Source organism: Allobosea sp. 117, assembly GCF_000702305.1.
In the GTDB taxonomy this organism is placed as follows: domain Bacteria; phylum Pseudomonadota; class Alphaproteobacteria; order Rhizobiales; family Xanthobacteraceae; genus Ancylobacter.
In genome coordinates, this window is record NZ_JNLC01000013.1 from 257,736 (window position 1) to 272,563 (window position 14,828).

Consider the following 14,828-nt stretch of genomic DNA (forward strand, 5'->3'; position numbering starts at 1 on the left):
GCCCATGGCCGAGCCTGCAGCGTATCGATGCCTCATCCCGTCCATCCCGCCGCCGATCATACTCCCATTCCCACGCCCCCGCGCGGCGGGCGCGACCATGCCCATAGTCATGATCACGGGCATCGCGGCCACCACCATCACGATGGCCATCACCACCACACCGGGCACCGGCATCCGCCGGCGCGCCCCTCGGCATCGCTGCTGAGGCTCTCGGCGTGGCAGCGGCTGGCGATCGTCCTGCCGGTCGGGGCGCTGCTCTGGGCGGCCGCGCTGGCGGTGATCGCGGGAGGCGCGCCATGAGCCTCGATCATTCCCACCCTTCGGCCAATGTGCTGGCCTTCCGCGACCTCACCCTCGGCTATGACCGCCATCCGGCGGTGCATCACCTCGACGGCGACGTGCCGGCCGGCGAGCTGCTGGCCGTGTGCGGGCCGAACGGGGCGGGCAAGTCGACCCTGCTGAAGGGCATAGTGGGGGCGCTCAAGCCGCTCGCCGGCTCGATCGCGCTCAGCGACGCCGCCGGCCGTCCGCTGCCGGCGCGCGAGATCGCCTATCTGCCGCAGGCGGCCGAGCTCGACCGTACCTTCCCGATCGAGGTCTACGATCTGGTCGCCATGGGGCTGTGGCGCCGCGCCGGGCTGTTCGGCGGCATCGGCCGCGCGGACCGCGCGCGCATCGAGGAGGCGATCGCCGCCGTCGGGCTGTCCGGCTTCGAGGATAGGCCGATCGGCACGCTGTCCGGCGGGCAGATGCAGCGCGCGCTGTTCGCCCGGCTGCTGCTGCAGGACGCGCAGATCATCCTGCTCGACGAGCCCTTCACCGCGCTCGATGCCGGCACGGTGGCCGATCTGGTCGCGCTGGTGGAGCGCTGGAACGGCGAGGGGCGCACCGTGATGGCGGTGCTGCACGACATGGAACTGGTGCGCCGGCATTTCCCGCGCACGCTGCTGCTGGCGCGCTCGGTGGTCGACTGGGGCCGCACCCCCGAGGTGCTGACCGAGGCCAATCTCGCCCGCGCCCGGCACATGTGCGAGGCGTGGGACGAGGCCGCCGACATCTGCCTGCCGGAGCGTGCGGCATGAACCCCTATGATCTCCTCATCGGCCCCTTCGCCGAGTTCGACTTCATGCGCCGGGCGCTGGTCGGCGTGCTGGCGCTCGCCGCCGGCGCCGGGCCGGTCGGCGTGCTTTTGATGCTGCGGCGGATGAGCCTCACCGGCGATGCGATGGCCCACGCGATATTGCCCGGCGCGGCGGTCGGCTTCCTTGCGGCGGGCCTCAATCTCTTCGCCATGACGATCGGCGGCCTCGTCGCCGGCTTCGCGGTGGCGCTCGGCGCCGGCGCGGTGGCGCGGGCGACGCAGATGAAGGAGGATGCGGCGCTCGCCGCCTTCTACCTCGTCTCGCTGGCGCTCGGCGTGCTGCTAGTCTCGCTGCGGGGCTCGAATGTCGACCTGTTGCACGTGCTGTTCGGCACGGTGCTGGCGCTCGACGACGCGACGCTGCTGCTGATCGTCGGCATCGCCTCGCTCACCCTTGTCGTGCTGGCGCTGGTCTGGCGCCCGCTGGTGCTGGAATGCGTCGATCCCGGCTTCCTGCGCTCGGTGAGCCGGGCGGGGGCGCCCTCGCATCTCGTCTTCCTCGCGCTGGTGGTGCTGAACCTCGTCGGCGGCTTCCACGCGCTCGGCACGCTGCTCGCGGTCGGGCTGATGATGCTGCCGGCGGCGACGGCGCGCTTCTGGGTGCGCGACCTCACCGCGATGATCATCGCCGCCAGCCTGATCGCCGCCGCCTCCGGCGTCGTCGGGCTGCTGGTCTCTTATCACTCCGGCGCGCCCTCGGGGCCCGCCATCATCCTCGTCGCCGGCCTCGCCTATGCGTTGTCGGTGCTCGTCGGCCCGGTCGGGGGGCTGCTGCCCCGCTTCATGCCGCGCCGCCATCTCGAAGCCTGAACGGAGACATGCCCATGCTTTCCCGTAGATCGTGGCTCGCCGCCGCTGTCGCCGCCGCCCTGCTGCCCACTCTCGCGCAGGCGCAGGAGAGCAAGCCGCTGCCGGTGGTGGCGTCCTTCTCGATCCTCGGCGACCTCGTGAAGAATGTCGGCGGCGACCGGGTCGCGGTCAGCACGCTGGTCGGGCCGAACGGCGACGCCCATGTGTTCCAGCCCGCTCCGGCCGACGCCAAGAAGGTGGCGGCGGCGCGCGTGGTCTTCGTCAACGGCCTCGGCTTCGAGGGCTGGATGGACCGCCTGGTCAAGGCGTCCGGCACCAAGGCGAGCCTCGTCGTCGCCTCGACCGGCGTCTCGCCCCGCGAGATGGAGGATGAGGAAGAGGGCCATGCGCACGGCGCCAAGGACGGCCATGCGCATGAGATCACCGACCCGCATGCCTGGCAGTCCGTCGCCAATGCGAAGCTCTATGTGGGCAATATCCGCGACGGGCTGATCGCCGCCGATCCGGACGGCAAGGCGGCCTATGAGGCCAATGCGAGCGCCTATCTCGCCAAGCTCGATGCGCTGGACGCGGAGGTCAAGGCCGCGATCGCGGCGATCCCGCCGGAGCGGCGCCGGATCATCACCTCGCACGATGCCTTCGGCTATTTCGGTGCCGCCTACGGCATGGAGTTCATCGCGCCGCAGGGCGTTTCCACCGAGGCGGAGGCCTCGGCCAAGGACGTCGCGAGGATCATCCGCCAGATCAAGGCCGAGAAGATCCCGGCGGTGTTCATGGAGAACATCTCCGATCCGCGCCTCGTGAAGCGCATCGCCACCGAGACCGGCGCGAAGATCGGCGGGGCGGTTTATTCCGACGCGCTCTCCGATGACAAAGGCCCGGCGAGCACCTACATCGAGATGATACAGAATAACATCCGCGCCTTCTCGGCGGCCCTGTCGAGCTGAGGAGGAGAACTCCCTCTCCCCGAGGGGGAGAGGGTTGGGGTGAGGGGGCTCTACGCTCCGCAATGGCGTAGCCCCTCACCGACCCGCTTCGCGGGCCACCTCTCCCCGACGGGGAGAGGGAAAGAGAGATTGGAGCGAACTTCGATGCCTGACGCTCAAGCGCAGACCAAGATTCCCGTCACCGTGCTCACCGGCTATCTCGGCGCCGGCAAGACGACGCTGCTCAACCGCATCCTCTCGGAGCCGCACGGCAAGAAATTCGCCGTCGTCGTCAACGAGTTCGGCGAAATCGGCATCGACAACGACCTCGTCGTCGGCGCCGACGAGGAAGTGTTCGAGATGAACAACGGCTGCATCTGCTGCACCGTACGCGGCGACCTGATCCGCATCATCGACGGGCTGCTGCGCCGCAAGGGCGACTTCGACGGCATCATCGTCGAGACCACCGGCCTCGCCGATCCGGCCCCCGTGGCGCAGACCTTCTTCGTCGACGAGACGGTCGGCGCCAAGACCGCGCTCGACGCGGTGGTGACGGTGGCCGACGCCAAATGGCTGAAGGACCGGCTGAAGGACGCCCCCGAGGCCAAAAATCAGATCGCCTTTGCCGACGTCATCCTGCTCAACAAGACCGACCTCGTCTCCGACACGGAGCTGAAGGACGTCGAGATGCGCATCCGCGCGATCAACCCCTTCGCGCGCATCCACCGCACGCAGAAGTCGGACATCGCGATCGACAAGGTGCTGGGGCAGGGCGCCTTCGACCTCGACCGCATCACCGCCATCGACCCGGATTTCCTCGAGGGCGGCCACAAGCATTTTCACGACGAGGACATGCAGTCCTTCTCCTTCGCGAGCGACAAGCCGCTGGACCCGGACAAGTTCTTCCCGTGGATTCAGGAGCTGACCCAGCGCGAGGGGCCGAACATATTGCGCTCCAAGGGCATCCTCGCCTTCAAGGACGACCCGGACCGCTTCGTGTTCCAGGGCGTGCACATGATCCTCGACGGCGACCATCAGCGCCCCTGGCGGGCGGACGAGGCAAAGACGAGCCGCATCGTCTTCATCGGCCGCAAGCTCGACCGCGCGGCACTGGAGAAGGGGTTTCTTTCCTGCGTGGCGTGAGGGAGTTGCAGCCGAAGCCTTTCATGCTGGATCCCGGATCTGCGCTGCACTGCGTGCAGCTTGTCCGGGAAACAGTGGAGCCTCGTGTCCCGGACCAGCGGAGCCGAAGGCGAAGCGCAGATCCGGGACCCAGCGCAGGACTCTTCGGCATGTCTTTGGGCATGAAAGGACGGCGTGACGGGCCGATGATTTTCCGCTAACCCCGGCGCCTGACACCTCATCCGCAGACGAGTGCCATGGCCGCGCCTTCCTCTTCTTCCTCGCTGACGTCCAAGCTGCGCCACCTCGATCTCGGGGGCGAGGTGATCGGCGTGCATTTCCTCGGCAGGTCGGCCGCCTTCGCGCTCGGCACCGGCGGCATCGTGCTTGCCGAAGGCGACAACGAGCAGCGGATCGAGGCGCATAAGGGCGCCATCCTCTCGGTCGCTGGCGATGCGCGCCGGCTGCTGACCGGGGGCGATGACGGCCGGGTGGTGGCGACCTCCGGCGACGGCGCGAGCGAGACGCTGTTCGAGCAGCGTGGGCGCTGGATCGATCAGGTCGCCTCGGGGGCGGACGGCGCCTTCGCCTTCTCCATTGGCAAGACGGCGCATTTCCGCCCCGCCAAGGGTGAGGCGAAGTCGCTCGAATTCCCGTCCACCGTCGGCGGCCTCGCTTTCGCGCCGAAGGGCACGCGGCTCGCCGTGGCGCATTATGGGGGCGCCAGCCTGTGGTTCCCCAATGCGGTGGCGAAGCCGGACGTGCTGGTCTGGAAGGGCTCGCATCGCGGCATCCTCTGGAGCCCGGACGGCCGTTTCGTGATCACCACCATGCAGGAGGCGGCGCTGCACGGCTGGCGGCTCCCGGAAGGCGCCAATATGCGCATGAGCGGCTATCCCTCGCGCGTGCGCTCCATGAGCTTCACCGCCGGCGGGAAATATCTCGCCACCTCCGGGGCGAGCGAGGTCATCCTCTGGCCGTTCACCTCGAAGGAGGGGCCGATGGGCAAGCAGCCGACCATGCTGGCGCCGCGCGACACCCGCGTCTCCTGCGTCGCCGCCCATCCCAAGGAGGACGTCGTCGCCTGCGGCTATGATGACGGGCTGGTGCTGATGGTGCGCATCGCCGACGGCGCGGAGATCCTGCTGCGCGCGCCCGAGGGCAGCCCGGTGAGCGCGCTGGGCTGGCGGGCGGATGGCGGGGCGCTCGCCATCGGCACCGAGGCCGGCAAGGCCGGCCTGATGGTGTTCTGACCCCGCATCGGGACGGTTAAGCATGACGGCGGCGTGACGGGCTTCGCCCTGTTGCGGCGCAAAAATCTCGACTAGGCTCCGGGCTCCCGCCGGCTCCCTGCCAGCTCTCCCGAGGTCGCCATGAAGATCGAGGACGTGCGCCGTACCGCCTATTCCATGCCGCTCACCAGCCCCTCCTATCCCAAGGGGCCGTACCGCTTCTTCAACCGCGAATATTTCATCATCACCTATCGCACCGACCCGGCGGCGCTGGAAAAGGTCGTGCCCGAGCCGCTGAAGGTGGTCGATCCGATCGTCAAATACGAGTTCATCCGCATGCCGGACTCCACCGGCTTCGGCGACTACACCGAGACCGGGCAGGTGATCCCTGTGGAGTTCGAGGGCCGGAAGGGCGGCTATGTCCACTCCATGTATCTCGACGACGAGGCGCCGATCGCCGGCGGGCGCGAGATCTGGGGATTCCCGAAGAAGCTCGCCAAGCCGAGCTTTCAGGTGGAGAGCGACACGCTGGTCGCCAAGCTCAACTATGGCAGCGTGCTCTGCGCCTGCGGCACCATGGGCTACAAATACGAGGCGCTCGAGCACGACGCCGTGCTGAAGTCGCTGGGGACGCCGAACTGGATGATCAAGATCATCCCGCATGTCGACAATTCCCCGCGCGTGTGCGAGCTGGTCGAATATTACCTCGAGGACGTGGTACTGAAGGAGGCCTGGACCGGCCCGGCGGCGCTCGGTCTGTTCCCGCACGCCATCGCCGACGTCGCCAAGCTGCCGGTGCTGGAGGTGATCTCCGCCGTGCACCTCAAGGCCGACCTGACGCTCGGCCTCGGCAAGGTGGTGTATGATTACCTAAAGGATTGAGGGCCCCCTTCTTCTCCCTCCCCCGCTTGCGGGGGAGAGGCTGGCGCTTGTTCCGCTAGAAAATCCCCGCTCTATCTGCGCTCGTCGGCGATCACCCTTCCGTCGTTGGGCAGCCGGCGGCCGGCTACCAACTCGACCTGCCCGGCGATGCGGGCGACGTCGAGCAGCGTGGCGGCGAGGCTCTTCTGCAGGTCCGGCGTCGTGTCCCGCGTCTCGGCCGAGAGCACCGCGGTCTCCTTCCCGCCCTTTCCGCTCAGGGTGAGCCGCAGCCGGCCGAGGCCAGGGTGGCGCCGGCGGAGCTGGGCGATCTGCGCGGGCGTCACCGTCTTCTCGCCGACCCGCGCCGCCTGATCCGCCGTGCACAGCCAGCCGGCGAGGCGGGTATTGGTGCGCCCGCTCGCATCGGTGCCGGGGAGCTGCGCGGAGATCATCCCCGTGCCGAGCCGCACGAAGGGGCTGTGCGGATCGAAGGTGGTGATGACCAGTTCGCCCGCATCGCCCGGCTCGACGGGGTCGCCGGTGCCCGGGTGGACGATCTCGGCGATGAATCCCTCGTTCAGCACGAAGCCGTCATGCGCGCTCGTCTCATAGGCGATGACGCCGAGCTCGGCCGTCGTCATGGTGGTGAAGGTTTCGATGCCCTTCCCAGCCAGCTCGGCCCGCGTCTGCGCATCGATGGGGCCGTCGCCGATCAGGGCGATGCGCAGCGAGGAAACGTCGCGGCCGATCTGCGCGGCGCGGTGCAGCAGCTTGCTTATGCGCTCGGCGGTGCCGGCGAGCGCGACCGGCGCGAGATGCTCGATGATGGCGATGCGCTCGTCGAGCTCGGCGTCGTTCGTGGACGGACCCGCCGGCACGACCGGGCAGCCGAGCGCGCGGCAGCCGGAATCGATCACGAAGCCGGCCGGCGCCAGGTGATAGGACTGGCAGTTGACGACGATGTCACCCTTGCGAAGGCCGGCGGCGAACAGCGCCCGCGCCGCCAGCCATGCGTCATGGGCGGCGGCTTCGGGCGCGTAGAAGCCGCCGGGCGATGCGAAGACGCGCTTGAAGGCGGTGACCGGCTCCGGCACCAGCCCACCGAAGGGCGGCCGGCCCGCCTGCATGCCGGCGAGATCGGCGCGGCGCAGCACGGGCAGGCGGGCAAGCGCCTCGCGCGACGTCACGCTGCGGGCATCCGTGCCGCTGAGCAGCCAGGCCCAGCCCTTCGCCACCTTGGCGCTGCGGATGAGATGCGGCAGGCGCGCCATCAGCTCTTCCTCGCGCTCGGTGGCCGGGCGCGTCTCGCGGTCGTCGAAATGCGCGGCGGTGGGACCGGGCGGCATGCCCGGCGCGGCGGCGAGACCGGTGACAGGCGGCAGGGACGCGGCAAGCGACATCATGCGATCGACCTCCGTTGCTGGCGGCGATCCGGCGCCTGTGGCGCATGGAGGCAGGACGATGCCGAGAGGGTGCAGCGCGGGCCTGTGGACGAGGGGCGCAGCGCCCGATCTGCCTCCTGCTCCTGCGGTCCTTCAGGCACTGGCCCGGCCGCGATGCTGGCATTTCCTCCGGGCGCCGTTCGCCGGCGCCTCGTATGGTGTCATAGTGGCGTCATCTGCCAGCGCGTCAAGCTCAGGACAGAAACAGCTTCTCGCTCGCCATGTAGCCGGTGAGCAGGGCGAGGCCGAAGACGACGAGCGCGAGGGCGGCCGCGAACTCGACGCCGCGCAGCAGGATCATGCCGGCCCCGGCCGGCCGGTTGGCGGCGAGCCGCACCGCGATATGCTTGCCGAACACCGCGATGGCGGCGATGCCGGTGACGGTGAGAGCCGTGCCGAGACCCATCAGCAGGGTGGCCGCGGCACCCATCCAGAAGATGCCCTGGGTCAGCGCGAAGACCAGCACCAGAACCGCCCCGGTGCAGGGCCGCAGGCCCACCGAGAACACCGCGCCGAGCCATTCGCGCCAGCCGCCGCCGGCGGGAATCGTTGACGGATCGGGCATATGGGCGTGGTCGGCGCCGCAGTCGCAGTCGGGTCCGTGGAGGTGCGCGGGCGGCGCGCCGCGCAGCGCGGCGAAGAACCCGCGGCCCTTGGACAGCGCGAGCCGGAGGCCGAGCAGCACGATCAGCCCGTAGGCGGCGATCTCGATGATGTTGACGGCGCGCGAGGTGGTCTGCGCCGTGGCGCCGAGGATCACAGCGAAGATGCCGGCCACCGCGATGGCGGTGAGCGCCTGGAGGAGCGCGCTGGCGAAGGCGAGGCCGGCGCCGCGCTTCAACGTCGCTTCATTGGCAAGGAGATAGGAGGAGATCACGGCCTTGCCGTGGCCCGGCCCGGCGGCGTGGAACACGCCATAGGCGAAGGAGATGGCGCCGAGCGTCGCAAAGGCCGAGCCGTCGGCCCTCGCCTCCCGCACCGCCGCGGTGAGCAGGCGGTAGAACTCCGCCTGCTTGGCGAGGATGTATCCCGTGAGCCCTCCGACCGGCTCCGGACCGGCGGCCGGCGGTGCCCCGACGCCGAACGGATTGGCCTCGGCGACGCCGTGGCAGGTCAGGATGACGAGCAGCGCGGTGAGGCCGGTCAGCGCGATCAGGCCGGCCGTTCCGGCGCGCGGCCGGGCCGGCGCGGACGGCGCACCGCTCACGGACATTTCACCGTGACGCGGTTGGCGAATTGCGAGCCATAGGCGCTGGCCGAGGTCAGCGCGTTGAAGAAGGATTCGGACAGCGTCGCCGAGGTGGCGCCCGCCGCCGGGTCCGGGCGATGCAGGTCGAGCGTGCAGCCCTGCGCGTCACCGGCGAGCTTCACCGGATCGTTGTCGGCGAGGTCGAAGGCGACGAAATAGGTCGGGTCGTAGACGTCCAGCGCCAGCGTGCCGCTGCGCGCCAGGGGCTTGGCCAGCGGCAGGGTGAAGTGCAGCGTCAGCGAGGTGCCGTCATAGCTGAGCGAATAGTCCTTCGGCGGGTTGAAGGGCAGCTTGTCCTTCCCGCGCGTCGCGAAGGTGAAGTAGTCGAACTCCTTCAGCGAATCGATGTTCACCTGCGCCAGCTCCTTCAGCGTCGCCTCGGTCGGCTTGCCGTCCGGCGTGGTGGCGAGGCCCTGCAGCGCATAGGCGGAGAAGCCCTCGTCGAAGGTCCAGGCGTGCTTCACCCCGGTGAGCGTGCCGTCCGCCGCGTAATCGAGCTCGGAGCGCACGCTGACCCACACATGCGGGTGGGCGAGGGCGGGGCCCGCGAATGCCAGCAGCGCCAGCGCGGCGGCGGAGAGGCGGGCCAGGGAGGGGCTGATCCGGCGGCGGTTCTGCAAAGCGGCTGTCCCGTTTCGAAGCTCGCCCGAGTGGTGTGCGCCGAGTTCGGCGGAATGGTGGCGGGCGGCCCTGAACAGGCGTCATGCCGGTGTGGTGAAGTGGGCGGCGAAAAAATCCGGACGGCGATGTCGGCCCTGCCGCGCCCCGCACGTCCTTGATGCATGGATCGATAACCACCCCAGGAGGAAGGCCAATGCCCGGTACCGTACGTCTGCACCGCGTTCTCGCGACCACGCCGGAGAAGCTCTACCGCGCCTTCATCGAGGCGGACGCGCTGGCGAAATGGCTGCCGCCGAACGGCTTCCTGTGCACCGTGCACCATCTGGAACCCAAGGTCGGCGGCACGTTCCGCATGTCGTTCCGCAACTTCACCACCGGCCACAGCCACGCCTTCGGCGGCACCTATGTCGAGCTCGTGCCCGGCGAGCGCCTGCGCTACACCGACACGTTCGACGACCCCAACCTGCCCGGCGAGATCGTGGTCAGCGTCACGCTGAAGAAGGTCTCGGTCGGCACCGAGCTCTCCATCGTGCAGGAGGGCATACCGGACGTCATTCCGGTCGAGGCCTGCTATCTCGGCTGGCAGGATTCGCTGCGGAACCTCGCGCAGGTCGTCGAGCCCGAGATCAACCAGTAGCGATTAGCGGCACGCAGGCGCGGCCGAACTTGGCCCGACGCCCCCAATCCGATCGGCTTCAATAGGGAGGAACAGCCATGACGACGTCCAGGAACACCAGGCCGAAGAACGCGGTCTGCATCTGGTACGACAAGGACGCCGAAGAAGCGGCCCGCTTCTATGCCGGGGTGTTTCCGGACAGCGCGGTGGGCACCGTCCACCTGGCGCCCGAGGACTACCCGTCCGGCAAGGCGGGCGACGTGCTCGTGATCGAGTTCACCGTCGCCGGCATCCCCTGCCTCGGGCTGAATGGCGGGCCGATGTTCAAGCACAATGAGGCGTTCTCGTTCCAGATCTCCACGGAGGACCAGGAGGAGACCGACCGCTACTGGAACGCCATCGTCGGCAATGGCGGGCAGGAAAGCGAATGCGGCTGGTGCAAGGACCGCTGGGGCATCTCCTGGCAGATCACGCCGCGCGTGCTGATGGAGGCCATGGCCGCCGGCGGCGAGGAAGCCAGGCGCGCCTTCGCGGCGATGATGACGATGGGCAAGATCGACGTGGCGGCGATCGAGGCGGCGCGAAGGGGGTGAACCAATACGACTGGGGCATCATCGGCCACACCGCTAGATACACGGCATTAGTAGAGGGCTAGTAAGCGCTGCAGAGGTTGCCCCGCTTGCCGTGGCAACTACAGTGGCCAGGGGTTGTCGTATTTGCTCCGTCCTGCCCTCTCTCGGGGAGCAGGCGGTGGGGATCAATCAGCCGGCAATACTCCCTCGCGTTCCAGAACCTGTCGGACCTCTTCGAACGCGGCCGAAATGCGTCCTGCAGGGAACCGAATCTGACCCAGGCCCTGGATGTTGGAAAACTCCTCGCATCCTTCCTCAATCATCACGATGCCTTTCGTGAAACCGAGCCGGCCTTGAAACAATCCGACCTCATGGATGACGTTCATCCGGGCCTGAAGCTTCCCGTCCTTCTGCTCATCTTCCGCTGTCATAATGACGAACGCGACGGCGGCGGCATCCATCATCTCCGACAGCCTCGCGATGTTCGTCACTCCCGCCACAGGGACGCGGTTGAATTCGTCAAACGGTAGTCCGAGGCGATCCTTTACGAAGTCCTTTAGCTCGCGCCAGGCTGGTGAACGGCCATGGCCAATGAAGACGTTTGTGCCAATCCTGCTATCAGCAACGCGGCGAGAGATCTTTCTAGCCAGATGAGAACCTCCTTTGCGCGCAGCCTCTGCCAGTTCGCGACAGGCGGTGAACGTGCTGTTCAGTGAGCCTGCTTCTGCCATAATCGCGATGTGAGGCGGAACCTGCACGCCTCCTCCGATTGCCTCGTAGTCCGAAGACAGAAGCTGCCCGCTGGGCTTCCAAAGGGCGAGCATTTCGATACGCGTGTGCGAATTCACGGACTCCACGTCAGCGGCCAGTTTCTCTAGGAATTTGTCCTCGCCTTTTGCCAACTCCCCCGCAAGTATTGAACTCACATCGGACTTCGCGCTCCTAAAGAAGGCGGCGGTTTTTTGCTCCTGCGCGTGTAACGCAGCCATGTCGGGATTGCCGGCCGATCTCCGGATATAGTCTTTGACATACTCTGGATCGTACTCCACCCATTTTCCACGCGTTTCGGAGTAGTAGCGGCCACGCAGGCCGTCGTTCAGGCTGAATCGCTCGCCTGCCGGGGGAGGCTGCAGATCGGCATAGTAAACCTTAGAATGATAGCCTAGCCATGATCCAGAGAAGGAACGCCCGACACTGTTTGCGGCATTCATCAGCGCGGTAAGTATATCTTTCGGCTTCCCCTTCTCCGCCCAATCTGCCGCCGCATCTAACTTCGCAGCCAACTCTAGCAACTCCTCATCGGCCTGCATGTCGTCTCCTCCACGTCTCAGATGAATATGGAGGGTGGCGAGAGTAGGTCTACGAAGGGAGTTACTTATCAACAGCCCTAGTTCGGTGCCCGAGCGCCTCGGATGGGGGTAGGGAGGGCTCAAACGAAGAAAGGCGCCTCGCGGCGCCTTTCCGTAATCTTCGACCTTCAGGAAAAGCGGCATTCCGCTTCCCGATCAGCCCCCTCACGCGGCCTTCTGCTTGGGGGCCAGCAGCTTGCGGTTGACGAGCACTTCGGCGATCTGCACCGCGTTCAGCGCCGCGCCCTTGCGCAGATTGTCCGACACGCACCAGAAGGAGAGGCCGTTCTCCACCGTCGCGTCCTCGCGGATGCGCGAGACGTAGGTGGCGTCCTCGCCGGCCGCCTCATAGGGCGTGATGTAGCCGCCGGGCTCGCGCTTGTCGACGACCAGCACGCCCGGCGCGTTGCGCAGCGCCGAGGTCGCCTCCTCCACCGTGATCGGCTTCTCGAACTCGACGTTCACCGCCTCGGAATGGGCGATGAAGACGGGCACGCGAACCGCGGTGCAGGTGAGCTTGATCTTCGGATCGAGGATCTTCTTGGTCTCGGCCATCACCTTCCATTCTTCCTTGGTGTAGCCGTCTTCCATGAAGACATCGATCTGCGGGATCACGTTGAAGGCGATGCGCTTGGGGAACTTCTTCGCCTCGACTGGATCGGACACGAACACCGCGCGGGTCTGCGCGAACAGTTCGTCCATGGCGTCCTTGCCGGCGCCGGAGACCGACTGGTAGGTCGCCACGACGACACGCTTGATGGTCGCCAGCTCGTGCAGCGGCTTCAGCGCGACGACGAGCTGGGCGGTCGAGCAGTTCGGGTTGGCGATGATGTTCTTCTTGGTGAAGCCCTTGATCGCGTCCGCGTTCACTTCCGGCACGATCAGCGGAACGTCGCTATCGTAGCGGAAGGCCGAGGAATTATCGATCACCACGCAGCCCTGCGCGCCGATCTTCGGCGACCACTGCTTGGACACCTCGCCGCCCGCCGACATCAGGCAGATGTCGGTGTCGGAGAAGTCGTAATGCTCGAGGGCTTTGACTTTGAGCGTCTTGTCGCCGAAGGAGACCTCCGTGCCGACCGAGCGGCGGGAGGCGAGCGCGACCACCTCGTCCGCGGGGAAGCCCCGCTCGGCGAGGATGTCGAGCATTTCACGGCCCACATTGCCTGTGGCGCCGACGACGGCGACCTTGTAGCCCATCTCAAATCTCCTGGTGGCCCTGCCATTCACAGGCTCGGGCAAGCGCGGGCTTTTACGCGATAAGGGGTTAAGAGGCAACGGGTGGGGGTGCTTTCAAGGCCCGAGCGGGCCCGGCTCTGCTCATTTGTGCTGTTTCGGTCGGCATGACGAGACCGCCACTCCGCGTCATCCCGGCCGCAGCGAAGCGGAGTGCCGGGATCGCTTTCCGATTTCATGTTCTCATTCGGGACCCAATGCTTCGAACAGGTCCAGCCATTCGGGATTTCCGGCTTCGACTTCGTCCGGGATGACGACAACCAAATTTCATTACGTCATCCGGCCGGCGGCGAAGCCGGAGAGCCAGGATCGTCATCCGCACTCGCGTGCCTGCCTACTCCGCCGCGCCCTGCCGCGCGATCCCGAACCGGCGCTCGACGTAGTCCTCGACGATCTTCTTGAAATCCTCGCGCAGGCTGGGGCCGCGCAGGGTCATCGCCTTCTTGCCGTCGATATAGACCGGCGCGGTGGGGAACTCTCCGGTGCCGGGCAGCGAGATGCCGATGTCGGCGTGCTTGCTCTCGCCGGGGCCGTTCACAATGCAGCCCATCACCGCGACGTTCAGCGTCTCGACGCCGGGATAATGGCGCTTCCATTCCGGCATGCGGGTGCGGATGTAGTCCTGCACCTCGAAGGCCAGCTCCTGGAAGGTGGTGGAGGTGGTGCGCCCGCAGCCGGGGCAGGCGGCCACCAGCGGCACGAAGGTGCGCAGCCCCATGGTCTGCAGCATCTCCTGCGCCACCGTCACCTCGCGGGTGCGGTCGCCGCCGGGTTCGGGGGTGAGCGAGACGCGGATGGTGTCGCCGATGCCTTGTTGCAACAGAATGCCCATGGCGGCGGTCGAGGCGACGATGCCCTTCGAGCCCATGCCCGCCTCGGTGAGGCCGAGATGCAGGGCATAGTCGGCGCGCCGCGCCAGCTCGGAATAGACGGTGATCAGGTCCTGCACCGCCGAAACCTTGGCGGAGAGGATGATTTTTTCACGCGGAAGCCCGATTTCCTCGGCCAGGGCGGCGGAGATCAGCGCCGAGCGGATCAGCGCCTCGCGGGTCACCGCGCGGGCGTCGGCCGGACGGGCCAGCGCCGCGTTCTCGTCCATCAGCCGGGTCAGCAGCTCGTCGTCGAGCGAGCCCCAATTGGCACCGATGCGCACCGGCTTGCCGTGTTTTATCGCGATCTCGACGATGGTGGTGAAGTGCCGGTCGCGCTTCTGGCCGAAGCCGACATTGCCGGGATTGATGCGGTACTTGTCGAGCGCCTGCGCGCAGGCCGGATGCTCGGCGAGCAGGATATGGCCGTTATAGTGGAAGTCGCCGACGATGGGGGTATCGAGCCCCATGGCCAGCAGCTTCTCCTTGATGTGCGGCAGGGCGGCGGCGGACTCGGCACGGTCCACCGTGACGCGCACGATCTCCGAGCCGCCACGGGCGAGCGCGGCGACCTGGCGGACGGTCGCATCGACATCCGCCGTGTCGGTGTTGGTCATGGACTGCACGACCACCGGCGCGCCGCCGCCGACGAGGACGCCGCCGACCCTCACCGGCACGGTGAGGCGGCGCGGGGCAGGGCCGGCGGCCTCCAGCTCCGGGGCGACGACGGGCGAAGCGGCGGTGTCGGGCGCGGCGTTCATGCGCGGATGGTCCGATGGCGC

Annotated in this window: 15 protein-coding genes; 9 read left to right on the plus strand and 6 right to left on the minus strand. The window is 67.5% G+C overall.

Annotated elements, in window-relative coordinates; translation table 11 throughout:
• Window positions 1–27 precede the first annotated feature (27 nt).
• From U742_RS22920 to U742_RS0112450, 7 genes are all read left to right on the plus strand, one after another.
• A complete protein-coding gene (locus U742_RS22920) occupies window positions 28–300 on the plus strand; it encodes a hypothetical protein (RefSeq protein WP_081852973.1) in 273 nt (90 codons plus the stop codon).
• A complete protein-coding gene (gene aztA / locus U742_RS0112425) occupies window positions 297–1,082 on the plus strand; it encodes a zinc ABC transporter ATP-binding protein AztA (protein ID WP_038361379.1) in 786 nt (261 codons plus the stop codon). The genes U742_RS22920 and aztA overlap by 4 nt, the downstream gene beginning before the upstream one ends.
• Window positions 1,079–1,951 (plus strand): metal ABC transporter permease, encoded by an 873-nt coding sequence (locus U742_RS0112430; RefSeq protein ID WP_029353453.1) that lies wholly within the window; start codon window positions 1,079–1,081, stop codon window positions 1,949–1,951. Before aztA ends, U742_RS0112430 begins: the two co-directional genes overlap by 4 nt.
• Window positions 1,952–1,965: 14 nt before the next feature.
• A complete protein-coding gene (locus U742_RS0112435; protein ID WP_029353455.1) occupies window positions 1,966–2,898 on the plus strand; it encodes a metal ABC transporter substrate-binding protein in 933 nt (310 codons plus the stop codon).
• 144 nt (window positions 2,899–3,042) lie between these two features.
• On the plus strand, window positions 3,043–4,020 hold the full coding sequence (locus U742_RS0112440) for a CobW family GTP-binding protein (RefSeq protein ID WP_029353456.1): 978 nt from the start codon (window positions 3,043–3,045) through the stop codon (window positions 4,018–4,020).
• A 236-nt stretch (window positions 4,021–4,256) separates the two neighbouring features.
• On the plus strand, window positions 4,257–5,252 hold the full coding sequence (locus tag U742_RS0112445; protein ID WP_029353458.1) for a WD40 repeat domain-containing protein: 996 nt from the start codon (window positions 4,257–4,259) through the stop codon (window positions 5,250–5,252).
• A gap of 120 nt (window positions 5,253–5,372) precedes the next feature.
• Entirely contained in the window at window positions 5,373–6,113 is a 741-nt protein-coding gene (locus U742_RS0112450) for an acetoacetate decarboxylase (RefSeq protein ID WP_029353460.1), read from the plus strand.
• 71 nt (window positions 6,114–6,184) lie between these two features.
• Here U742_RS0112450 and U742_RS0112455 read toward each other — a convergent pair whose 3' ends face one another.
• From U742_RS0112455 to U742_RS0112465, 3 genes are all read right to left on the minus strand, one after another.
• Complete coding sequence (locus U742_RS0112455) at window positions 6,185–7,495, minus strand: phenylacetate--CoA ligase family protein (protein WP_051661121.1); 1,311 nt, start codon at window positions 7,493–7,495, stop codon at window positions 6,185–6,187.
• A 232-nt stretch (window positions 7,496–7,727) separates the two neighbouring features.
• Window positions 7,728–8,747, minus strand: coding sequence for a nickel/cobalt transporter (locus U742_RS0112460; protein WP_038361382.1), 1,020 nt, complete (start codon window positions 8,745–8,747; stop codon window positions 7,728–7,730).
• Window positions 8,738–9,403, minus strand: coding sequence for a DUF1007 family protein (locus U742_RS0112465; protein WP_248310346.1), 666 nt, complete (start codon window positions 9,401–9,403; stop codon window positions 8,738–8,740). The genes U742_RS0112460 and U742_RS0112465 overlap by 10 nt, the downstream gene beginning before the upstream one ends.
• A gap of 194 nt (window positions 9,404–9,597) precedes the next feature.
• Between U742_RS0112465 and U742_RS0112470 the strand changes: the two genes are divergently transcribed.
• Both U742_RS0112470 and U742_RS0112475 read left to right on the plus strand, forming a co-directional pair.
• Window positions 9,598–10,041 (plus strand): SRPBCC family protein, encoded by a 444-nt coding sequence (locus U742_RS0112470; protein ID WP_029353467.1) that lies wholly within the window; start codon window positions 9,598–9,600, stop codon window positions 10,039–10,041.
• A 77-nt stretch (window positions 10,042–10,118) separates the two neighbouring features.
• The gene (locus U742_RS0112475) at window positions 10,119–10,613 is read left to right on the plus strand and encodes a VOC family protein (RefSeq protein WP_029353469.1); all 495 of its coding nucleotides are present in this window, start codon (window positions 10,119–10,121) and stop codon (window positions 10,611–10,613) included.
• 164 nt (window positions 10,614–10,777) lie between these two features.
• Here the strand turns inward: U742_RS0112475 and U742_RS0112480 are convergent, their stop codons facing one another.
• From U742_RS0112480 to ispG, 3 genes are all read right to left on the minus strand, one after another.
• Entirely contained in the window at window positions 10,778–11,902 is a 1,125-nt protein-coding gene (locus tag U742_RS0112480; protein ID WP_029353471.1) for a TIR domain-containing protein, read from the minus strand.
• A gap of 204 nt (window positions 11,903–12,106) precedes the next feature.
• On the minus strand, window positions 12,107–13,141 hold the full coding sequence (locus U742_RS0112485; RefSeq protein WP_029353473.1) for an aspartate-semialdehyde dehydrogenase: 1,035 nt from the start codon (window positions 13,139–13,141) through the stop codon (window positions 12,107–12,109).
• Between the two features lie 370 nt (window positions 13,142–13,511).
• Window positions 13,512–14,807, minus strand: coding sequence for a flavodoxin-dependent (E)-4-hydroxy-3-methylbut-2-enyl-diphosphate synthase (gene ispG / locus U742_RS0112490; protein ID WP_029353475.1), 1,296 nt, complete (start codon window positions 14,805–14,807; stop codon window positions 13,512–13,514).
• Between the last annotated feature and the right edge of the window lie 21 nt (window positions 14,808–14,828).